10 protein-coding genes are annotated in these 9,756 nt (G+C 41.4%); 5 read left to right on the top strand and 5 right to left on the bottom strand.

What is annotated here, in order from left to right:
• Positions 1-340: 340 nt before the first annotated feature.
• From BVH04_RS19210 to BVH04_RS19200, 3 genes are all read right to left on the bottom strand, one after another.
• A complete protein-coding gene (locus BVH04_RS19210; protein ID WP_086543096.1) occupies positions 341-1,318 on the bottom strand; it encodes a pyruvate dehydrogenase complex E1 component subunit beta in 978 nt (325 codons plus the stop codon).
• 83 nt (positions 1,319-1,401) lie between these two features.
• Complete coding sequence (locus BVH04_RS19205; protein ID WP_205635885.1) at positions 1,402-2,772, bottom strand: NAD-dependent succinate-semialdehyde dehydrogenase; 1,371 nt, start codon at positions 2,770-2,772, stop codon at positions 1,402-1,404.
• Entirely contained in the window at positions 2,769-3,167 is a 399-nt protein-coding gene (locus BVH04_RS19200; RefSeq protein ID WP_086543095.1) for a rhodanese-like domain-containing protein, read from the bottom strand. The genes BVH04_RS19205 and BVH04_RS19200 overlap by 4 nt, the downstream gene beginning before the upstream one ends.
• 69 nt (positions 3,168-3,236) lie before the next feature.
• Between BVH04_RS19200 and BVH04_RS19195 the strand changes: the two genes are divergently transcribed.
• The gene (locus tag BVH04_RS19195; RefSeq protein WP_086543094.1) at positions 3,237-3,746 is read left to right on the top strand and encodes a metallophosphoesterase family protein; all 510 of its coding nucleotides are present in this window, start codon (positions 3,237-3,239) and stop codon (positions 3,744-3,746) included.
• A 416-nt stretch (positions 3,747-4,162) separates the two neighbouring features.
• Here BVH04_RS19195 and BVH04_RS25535 read toward each other — a convergent pair whose 3' ends face one another.
• Complete coding sequence (locus tag BVH04_RS25535; protein ID WP_169712834.1) at positions 4,163-4,306, bottom strand: hypothetical protein; 144 nt, start codon at positions 4,304-4,306, stop codon at positions 4,163-4,165.
• Between the two features lie 166 nt (positions 4,307-4,472).
• Here BVH04_RS25535 and hisS point away from each other — a divergent pair, with 166 nt between their 5' ends.
• The 3 genes from hisS to BVH04_RS19180 are packed head-to-tail and all read left to right on the top strand — an operon-like array spanning position 4,473 to position 7,216.
• Positions 4,473-5,834 carry a histidine--tRNA ligase gene (hisS, locus tag BVH04_RS19190; RefSeq protein WP_086543093.1) on the top strand — a complete coding sequence of 454 codons (1,362 nt, stop codon included), beginning with the start codon at positions 4,473-4,475 and terminating at the stop codon, positions 5,832-5,834.
• Between the two features lie 42 nt (positions 5,835-5,876).
• Positions 5,877-6,212 (top strand): YbaB/EbfC family nucleoid-associated protein, encoded by a 336-nt coding sequence (locus BVH04_RS19185; RefSeq protein WP_086543092.1) that lies wholly within the window; start codon positions 5,877-5,879, stop codon positions 6,210-6,212.
• Positions 6,209-7,216: a glycosyltransferase family 2 protein gene (locus BVH04_RS19180; RefSeq protein WP_086543091.1), complete on the top strand. Its 1,008-nt coding sequence runs from the start codon at positions 6,209-6,211 to the stop codon at positions 7,214-7,216. Before BVH04_RS19185 ends, BVH04_RS19180 begins: the two co-directional genes overlap by 4 nt.
• Here the strand turns inward: BVH04_RS19180 and BVH04_RS19175 are convergent.
• Positions 7,213-7,431, bottom strand: a complete 219-nt coding sequence (locus BVH04_RS19175) for a PspC domain-containing protein (RefSeq protein WP_086543090.1) — start codon at positions 7,429-7,431, stop codon at positions 7,213-7,215. The genes BVH04_RS19180 and BVH04_RS19175 overlap by 4 nt on opposite strands.
• Positions 7,432-7,567: 136 nt before the next feature.
• Here BVH04_RS19175 and BVH04_RS19170 point away from each other — a divergent pair, with 136 nt between their 5' ends.
• On the top strand, positions 7,568-9,295 hold the full coding sequence (locus tag BVH04_RS19170) for a hypothetical protein (RefSeq protein ID WP_086543089.1): 1,728 nt from the start codon (positions 7,568-7,570) through the stop codon (positions 9,293-9,295).
• Positions 9,296-9,756: the final 461 nt, after the last annotated feature.

The following is a 9,756-nucleotide window of genomic DNA, read 5'->3' as shown; positions in this document are numbered from 1 at the left end:
TTCTACTGGCAAGATTCCGTATAATCACATTAATTTAAATAGTAGATTGGGTTACAAGAGAAAAACCCGTCCTCAGTTGAGGGCGGTTTTTTTGTGTTTTTTTTCACCGCAGGGGACGCAAAGTTTTTCGCTGAGATCCGTAAAGTTCACGGATTGATTTTCCTTGACGTTGAACTTGGGATTTTTACTATACTTAGAAAGGGGATTCTTGCCACCGTTCGTGCCCGCCTATGCCGGAACGAAGGTCACACGAATGGCCACCAAGTATTTGTCCCTCCTAAAAAAAGAAAAGCCCGACTTCATTTACTGAAGCCGGGCTTTTCTATAATAAACGAAAGGACTACTTGTAGCAGACTTTTTTGATTGCATCTACGGTTCTCTTCACATTTGGCAAAGTAGCTTCAATGTAAGTAGGAGAGTAACTCAACGGAATGTCCATGGAATTTACTCGTATCACTGGAGAGTCTAGGTAATCAAAAGCATAACGCTGGAAGTGATAAGTCAATTCAGATGAAATAGCTGCGATTGGATTAGCCTCTTCCACGATTACTACACGATTGGTCTTCTTTAAAGATTCCATGCAAGTAGCGTAATCTATTGGTCTCACGGTACGAAGGTCAATAACTTCAGCTTCGATGCCTTCTTTTGCCATTACTTCGGCAGCTTCAAGGGCAACTTTCATCATTTTTCCAAAGGAAATGACAGTCACATCTTTTCCTTTTCTTTTTACATCAGCTACGCCGATAGGAAGAAGGTATTCTCCCTCCGGCACCTCGCCTTTGTCAGAGTACATCACTTCAGATTCCATGAAGATCACTGGATCTGGGTCACGAATTGCAGCTTTCAACAAGCCTTTTGCATCGTAAGGATTAGATGGTACAATTACTTTCAAGCCTGGCGTGTTGGCAAACCAACTCTCAAAATTTGAAGAGTGAGTAGCGCCCAATTGACCGGCATTACCTGTTGGGCCTCTGAAAACTATTGGCACGCTATACGCTCCACCTGACATGGCTAGCATTTTCGCTGCGGAGTTGATGATCTGATCTATTGCTACTAGAGAGAAGTTGAAAGTCATGTACTCCACGATTGGCTTCAGCCCGTTCATCGCAGCTCCTACAGCTAGTCCAGAAAAACCAAGTTCGGATATCGGTGTGTCATAGATACGATCAGGACCGAATTCTTCCAGCATTCCTTGGGATACTTTGTATGCTCCGTTATATTCAGCAACTTCTTCGCCCATCAGAAAAACGTCTTTATCACGTCTCATTTCTTCGGACATTGCCTCTCTTAAGGCTTCTCGAAACTGTATTTCTCTCATTAGTTTATGACAAAATTTTGGCTCGTAAAAATAGAAAGGAATTGGCCAAAACCAAAAAATAAGCAAGCTTTATCCCTAATTGATTAGCCCAGATACACTGTTTTTGAATTTACGAACTCTAAAATCCCATATCTGCCCAATTCTCTTCCGAATCCAGATTTTTTCACTCCACCAAAAGGAAGGTGTGGATTTGACGCTACCATGGCATTGATAAACACTGCTCCGCTTTCGATTTTGCCAGCTAAGATCTCTGCTTTTTCTTTGTTTTCAGACCAAATAGAAGCGCCAAGTCCAAATTCAGAATCGTTGGCCAGAGCAATTGCATCTTCTTCGTTTTTTACTTTGAAAATAGTTGCAACCGGCCCAAAAAGCTCTTCAGAATAAGCTGGTGCTGAAGTCGGAATATCTGATAAAATAGTCGGATGAAATAGGGATGAACCTTCTTCAGGTTGCTCTCCTCCAAAAAGAAGTGTAGCGCCCGCTTTCACAGACTTGTCAATTTGGGCATAAAGTTCTGCTGCCAGGTCTGGTCGAGCCATGCAAGCAAAGTCAGAGGCTTCCTCCATGGGATCGCCTTGTTTGAGTTTTCTGAAATGCTCCACGAAATGCGCTAGAAATTCCTCGTAAACTTCTTCTTCAATGATAAAGCGCTTGGCGGCAATACAGCTTTGGCCAAAATTGATCATTCTCGCTTTTACTGCTGTTTTGGCTGCTTTCTTAATATCTGCGTCTTTCAGTACTATAAACGGATCACTTCCGCCCAGTTCGAGCAGAGATTTTTTGATGTGCTTGCCAGCTGCCGCCGCTACGGATGAGCCCGCTTTTTCACTGCCTGTAAGCGTGACAGCTTTGATTCTGTCATCTTCTATCAGTTTGGTCGTGGCTTCGGAATCAATCAAAAGACTCTGGAAAGCACCCTCTGGGAATCCAGCATCAGCGAATACTTCTTCTATAGCCAATGAGCACTGGGGCACGTTGGATGCGTGTTTCAATACTGCGACGTTTCCAGCCATCAAAGTAGGTGCGGCGAAGCGGAAGACCTGCCAAAAAGGAAAGTTCCAAGGCATCACAGCCAGGATGATTCCAAGTGGCTGATGAATGACTTTGGATTTGGCGCCATCTGGTAAGTTTATAGATTCTGGTTGAAGGAATTCAGCTGCATTCTCCGCATAATACTCGCAGACCAAAGCGCACTTGTCCACTTCTGCCAGAGATTCTTTGAGGACTTTTCCCATTTCCAGCGAAATAATCATTGCGTATTTTTCACGCTTGTCCTTCAATACGACAGCTGCATTGTTCATCAACTCAGCTCTTTTCGTAAAATCAGTTTCTTTCCAGCTAGAGAATGCCAATGAGCCAGCACTCAGCTTTTTCTCAATATCTTCTTCAGTTAGTGATTGAAATTCTGCTAATAGTTTCCCTGAATAGGGATTGATTGATTTAATACCTGTCATTTTTCTATGGGTTTTCCTGCTTCCTGCCAGGCTTCGATTCCTCCATCCAGAGAATAGATGTGAGTAAATCCTGCAGCCTTCATCATTGATGCTGCATCACCGGATCTGATTCCTGTTTTGCAATAAAGCAGGTAGGTTCTTTTTTTGTCTAGCTTGGCAATTTCGTTTTTAAAATTGTCGTTTTTAAAGTCCACGTTTATGGAGCCTGGCAAATGACCTTCTGCCATTTCATCTGGCGTGCGCACATCTATTACTCTTACAGCACCTTTGTTTTTCATTAGTTCTCCAAATTCTGATACATTAAGAGCTTTTACCTCAGTGGATTGTGCCAGTGTGAAGTCAATTTTGACTAAAACGAGAGCAATTGCCAGAAAAAGAATTTTTTGAAGTTTCATGGTTGTTGAGTTTGATGTGAAAGATTGCTATTCCATATTGAAATGAAAATTTAGCAAGATTTAATTCAAATGTCCACTAAGATCGCTCTCATATCTGATTCACATAGTTACATAGATGACAAAACGCTCGCCTTTCTGGAAGAGGTAGATGAGATTTGGCATGCGGGGGATATCGGGACTTTTGAAGTCATGAATGCTTTGCCTAAGGGAAAGCCTGTGCGGGCTGTTTTCGGAAATATCGACGATAAGGTGATGCAGCAAACTTATCCCGAGTGGCAGGAATTCTCCCTGGAAGGAGTGAAGGTGCTGATGACACACATCGGGGGCAAACCTCCCCGCTACGCCACAGGGATCAAAACAAGGATCAAGGCTTCATCGCCCAATCTGTTTATCTGTGGACACTCTCATATTTGCAAGGTGGAATTTGATAAGACAGTGAATTGCCTCTATATGAATCCTGGGGCTATCGGACAGCATGGGTTTCATGTGATGCGGACGATGTTACTTTTTGACCTGGAAGCGGGTCAGATAAAAAATCTCCGTGTGGTGGAGTTGGGGAAGAGAGGGAGGGTTTTGTGAGTAGTAAGTTGTAAATATTGTAAGAGGTAAGAAATGAAAAGTATGGAGGTATTCCAGTGTTCAGGCATAGTGAGTTTATTTTAAGCCGTAAGAATTGTGAGTGGTGAATGGGGTGAATGGTAAGATGTGAAAAGTGAGAGGTAGTGCAGTTCTTAGTTTTCAGTCACAGTGATCAGTCACAGTTGTGGCGCGTTGAGTGGTATCTTTAGCGCAATCCAGTTGGCTATCGGGATCAGACTTGTGCATTGTTCTGATTGCTGTCTTGAGACTGCATTTCTGTAGGTCCAAGTCATGAGACTTGAACCAAGTCAAAGGATGCTTTCTATTGTCTTATGTCTTGCATCTAAAATCTCAAAAAAATTAAACGAAAAAAGGCGGTCAATTGACCGCCTTCAATGTTTTTGCAGAAATAAAAATTATTTCGCGAAAGACTTCTTAAGCTCTTCAACGTCCACGTTTCTGATTACAGGCTGAGCAGTCAATTGCTTGATCTTAATCACACGTGTGGTCTGAGATTGTCTTTTTCTTTTAAGTTTTCTCTTCAGTGTAGTAACTGCCATGGTCGTATATTTTTAATAGTATTGTTTCGAAACGAGTCGCAAAAGTAAATAAACATTTCTTTTTAGCCTAAAATAATTTGGGATTTAATTCCTGGACTTTCCTGATATCAGGGAGCGTTTCCTTTTTTTTCAATAAATTTGGCAGCTAATCACCAAAAAACACTCCATGCAAAAGCCAAGTCTGCCAAAAGGAACCAGAGATTTTGGAACCGTTCAGATGGCCAGAAGAAATTATATCCTAGATACGATCAAAGGCACTTTTCAACTTTTTGGCTATAATCAGATCGAGACGCCAGCGATGGAGAATCTCAGCACGCTGACTGGGAAATATGGAGATGAGGGAGATCAGTTGCTGTTTAAGATTTTGAATAGTGGGGATTACCTGAAAAATGTAGGTGAAGAAGATTTACAAAACGGCTACAAGCAGACACTGACCAAGGTCTCTGAGAAAGGCCTACGCTATGACTTGACTGTTCCTTTTGCCCGCTTTGTGGTGATGAATAGAAATGACTTGACTTTTCCGTTCAAGCGGTTTCAGATTCAGCCTGTTTGGCGGGCAGATCGACCTCAAAAAGGAAGATACCGTGAGTTTTATCAGTGTGATGCTGATGTGGTGGGCACGGATAGTTTGCTTTGCGAAGCAGAAATAATTCTGATGATCCGATCTGTTTTTGAGAAATTGAAACTTACCGATTACAGCATCAAGTTGAACAACCGGAAAATTCTGACTGGCATCTCGGAGGCTATTGGGGAAGCTGGAAATGAAGGTCCACTTTGCGTAGCGATAGATAAGCTGGACAAGATCGGCTGGGAAAAAGTCAAAGAAGAATTGAGCGAGCGTGGATTTGCTTCCGATTCTCTGGAGAAATTGGCTCCGCTAGTGAAGTTGGAAACTGATCAGGCGGGAAAATTGGCTTTCCTTAAAAAATTCTTGGCAACAAGTGAGATTGGTCTTCAGGGCGTGAGTGAATTGGAAGAGGTATTCCAAATCCTGACAAGTATGGGTGAAAACCTGGATTTTGTGGATATGGATATAATGTTAGCTCGTGGACTATCTTATTATACTGGGGCGATTTTCGAAGTCAAAGTGAACCATGTATCGATCGGATCCGTCAGTGGAGGTGGTCGATATGATAATTTGACGGGAGTTTTTGGGCTTTCGGGAATGTCTGGAGTTGGATTTTCGTTTGGAGTAGATCGCTTGTATGACGTACTTGAAGAGCTGGGTTTGTTTCCAGAAGATAGCGTTCAGAGTACGAAAGTTCTTTTAACTCACTTTGATCAGAAAGGATTTGCCTATGGGTTGGGCTTGTTGAAGAAATTCAGAGCGGCAGGAATCAAAGCTGAGCTTTATCCTGATCTGACCAAAATGAAAAAGCAACTTGAGTTTGCATCTAAGAAAATAATTCCATTTGTGGGGATCTGTGGGGACTCGGAGATTGAGGCTAATGTAATAGCCTTAAAAAATCTAGAAACTGGCGCTCAGGAATCCGTAAGTTTGGAAGAGGCTGTCGAGCGATTAAAATAAATTGAAAATCACAATCATTGAGAAGATCTTAATACAGAAAATATGTTTGATATAATGGGCATGATGGGCAAAGTGAAAGAAGCCCAAGCAAAAATTAAAGAGACACAGGCTAAACTTGTATACCTAACTGCCACAGGCGAATCTGGTGCAGGCCTGGTGAAAGTAACTGTGAATGGTGATAGGAAGTTGGTAAGCATTGACTTTGATGAATCACTTCTTTCTCCAAAGGATAAGGAAATGCTAAGCGATCTGATCGTCGCTGCTACCAATATTGCTATGGAAGCCATTGACGTTAAGATCAAAGCAGAGATGAAATCAGCTACTGAAGGCATGATGCCAAATATCCCGGGAATGGATCTAGGCGGAATGTTTGGATGAAATCCTGCGCCATCGTCATACTGAATTACAACGGGGAAGAAATGTTGAAGAAATTTCTTCCTTCTGTTTGTATGCATAGCACCTATGATGTCTGGGTAGTAGACAATGCAAGTACAGATGGCTCTTTAAACTTTTTAGAAGAGTCCTACCCTCAGATTCAGCAGATCAAACTCTCCAAGAATTTTGGCTATGCTGGCGGATATAATGAAGGACTGGCGCAAATCAGACTACAATACGACTATTTTATCCTGCTCAATTCTGACGTGGAAGTGACCGCAGGTTGGGACTTGGGTCTGATCAAATGGATAGAAGCTCATGCTGATTATGCAGCACTTCAACCTAAGATTCTTTCTTGGAAAGAGAAAGACACCTTTGACTATGCGGGAGCTGGCGGTGGATTTTTGGATGGGTATGGGTATCCTTATTGCCGGGGCAGGATATGGGATAGTATAGAGAAAGATAAAGGGAGCTACGATGATACTATTGATGTGGATTGGGCTTCAGGTGCCTGCATGGTGGTAAATGGGACAGTTTTCCATCAATTGTCGGGCTTTGACCCAGATTTTTTTGCACACATGGAGGAGATAGACCTGTGCTGGCGAATGAGAAAATCAGGCTGGAAAATAGGGTATATTGGTGCAGTGGAAGTCTATCATCTGGGCGGCGCCACTCTTGATAGAGCTAGTCCGAAGAAAATGTACCTTAATATTCGAAATAGCCTCAGCATGATTTATAAGAATGAAACTGCGTCCAGATTTCTCAGGATTTTTGTGGTCAAATCTTTGTTAGAGCATCTGGCAGCAGTAAGCTTTTTGATCCAGGGAAAAAAAGAGTTTTCACGCGCTGTATTGGATGCTTATCGAGACTTTAGATTAAAAAAGAGTTCTGTTGAGAAATTCCATCCTGAATGGGAAGGAAGAGAAGAGGTACTGCGAAAAGGTAAGGTTAATCTTGTGTTTTGGAAATGGAAGGTTCTAGGTAAGAAAAGCTTTGAGCAACTTTAATCAAAAAGAATTGGGTTGTTCTTTTTCCTAAAAAACTTTCTGATTTTCATAGTCATCGCCATACTCACATACAAAATCACCGGCGAGCCCATCGTGACAAATGAGGCATATATAAAGAATAAACGAATGCTGTCAATAGGGAAATTAAGTTTTTCACCCAAGCGTGAGCAAACCCCAAACGCTCTTTCTTCGAAGAATATTTTCAGCTTTTCCATGGTAATAGGTGGTTTCGTTGCAGTAAATTTAGCAAAAAGTCTCGTGAATTAATAAATAAGAATGATAGACCAATTGTTTAAGAAAAAGCCCGTTTTGTTGTTAGTCATATTATTGCCACTTATTTGTAGTTCAATAATGGTGCCCGAAACCGATTTTTTAAAAGATTCAAAAGTGACTCCTGGTAAGCTGGAGTTCTTTAGAGATTCGGTCCGCTTTGAGGTGACAGGCAGCATTCCCATAGAGTCGGTTCTTAGTCCGAAAAACCCTAAGATCAATATACTTCTGAAATCTTCGGAGAATTCTATACTCTTCGAAGATCTTGAGTTGACCAAGAATTTAGCAGCGTATTCCTACAAGAAGTCTTTCGACCTTGCATATGAGCCTTGGATGGAAGGGGCATATTTAGAAGCTCAGTTTTTTCAGGGTAAAAAAGACCAAGCAGAACCTTTTCAGAAAAAAGTGCTTGCCAGAGGAGTGATTACTACCCCGTTACTGGCCAAAATCGGAAATGTAAATCCCGATGAGCCTATTCCCCAGGTAGGACTTTTTATATCCACAGGAGTGATGGATGCTGATCTTTCCCGCTCCAAAGAATTCCTGATTACGTTTGATGCAGGATCTTCCTCTATAAAAATGAATACTTCAAACCAGCAGACTATTGCTGATTTGAAAGCTTTTCTGACTGAGAACTCCTCTGTGGTGTCTTTTAAAATCACTGGAACTCAAGCTCCGGAAAACGCAGAAGGGAAAAGTAGTAAACTTGGGATGGATAGGGCTGAGTCAGTAAAGCAACTGCTAGGCAAGTCTAATATTACACTTAGAGATAGCTTGACGGAATTAAAGTCAAGATGGAATGACTGGTTTGATTTTCGACTGCAGCTGCGGGAATATGAAAAGCTTTCTACCCAGAGGAAGGATCAATATTACGCCGTTTTGCTAGATGGATCAGACTACCAATCCCAATCTCAAGCATTAAAAAAGATTCCAGGATTCAACCAAGTCGCAAGCGATCTATTTCCACGTCTAAGAGCTGCCAAAATTGAAGTTGTAGCTAAACCACTTCCGGGACTTGATCAATCTCAGACAGCTTTACTTCAAAAGGCTTTGAGCGAAAGCACCGCAAATTCGGATCTCGATATGGCTGACTGGGCCATTGCCGGGGAGGTATCTCCTAGACTCGAGGATAAGGCAAAGATATACAGTAAAATGACCGAGCTGTTTCGATCCGTGATACCCTACAATAACCTGGCTGTAGTGAAGATGAGACTAGCTCAAAGAACTCTTGATCAGGCTACCAAGGATAAGCTTTGGAAAGAAGCGAATGCTTTGCTTAATCAGGCAGCTAAAATTGACTCCAGTCCATATGTGCTACATAATCAAGGTCAGATATTGGTGCTGCAGGGCAAGACGTGGGATGCTTATAAGAAGCTCTCCGATGCTTCCGTACTAACCCAAAATGAAGATTTTCTGAAATACAACGAAAGTCTGAGAGGAGCCTTGGATATTATGAGAGGGGATTACAAACTCGCTACACTACGCTTTGATTACTCTTACTCTGAGCCAAAAGATTTTTTTAATAAGGGCTTGGCCTATTTCCTTGTAAAGGACTTTGCCAATGCTAGTCTTTCATTTGAGCAGTCTGTGATGGCAGGAAGGAATTACGGCTATGGTTTCTATGGACTGGCAATGGTAGCTGTCGAAAGCGGACAAGTAGAGGTAGCTTTATTACAATTGGACAAGGCAATTCACGCCAGCGAATTAATTTATCAGAAAGCATTGGTGGATCCGATTTTCGAAGAAATCAGGTCTTCTGATGAATTTTTCCAAATATTTAAGCCACCTGTTGTCATTAATGAAAAATAAGTAACAATTCTTTAATATTTCACCTAAGTAGATAATTCAAAAACTGTCAATTGAATTATTCCTATTTTTGGTAAACCCGATATTTGCGCTAAATTAGTGCTGTATTAATGGTCAATGGTGAAGATTCGAATGGAGTTCAAAGATAATCCCAAATTATATTTTTACAGTTGCATTAAAATTCTGTTTTAGAATCTTTAGCCTTCACGATCAAGTTTTATAACGTAACCCCCAAAATTTTTGCCTATGACCTATTCTACTTAGAAGTATTGTATCCTCCTCCTCTTAGCATCAGTTACAGGTGCTCAAAACTTAAAGGTTTCTCAATTAGTTGGTTTATCAAAAACCGCGGTATAGTCGCAAAAGTATCCTGTAGATCGGGAGATTACCTTTTGTTATTATTTTGAGTATAGTCGCAATCGATTGCGATGACATATTAAAAAGACAAGTTTTTGAAATTAATC

The organism is Algoriphagus antarcticus (genome assembly GCF_002150685.1).
GTDB classification, from domain to species: domain Bacteria; phylum Bacteroidota; class Bacteroidia; order Cytophagales; family Cyclobacteriaceae; genus Algoriphagus; species Algoriphagus antarcticus.
Note: the sequence above shows the minus strand (reverse complement) of the source record. Positions and strands in the feature narration are given on the sequence as shown.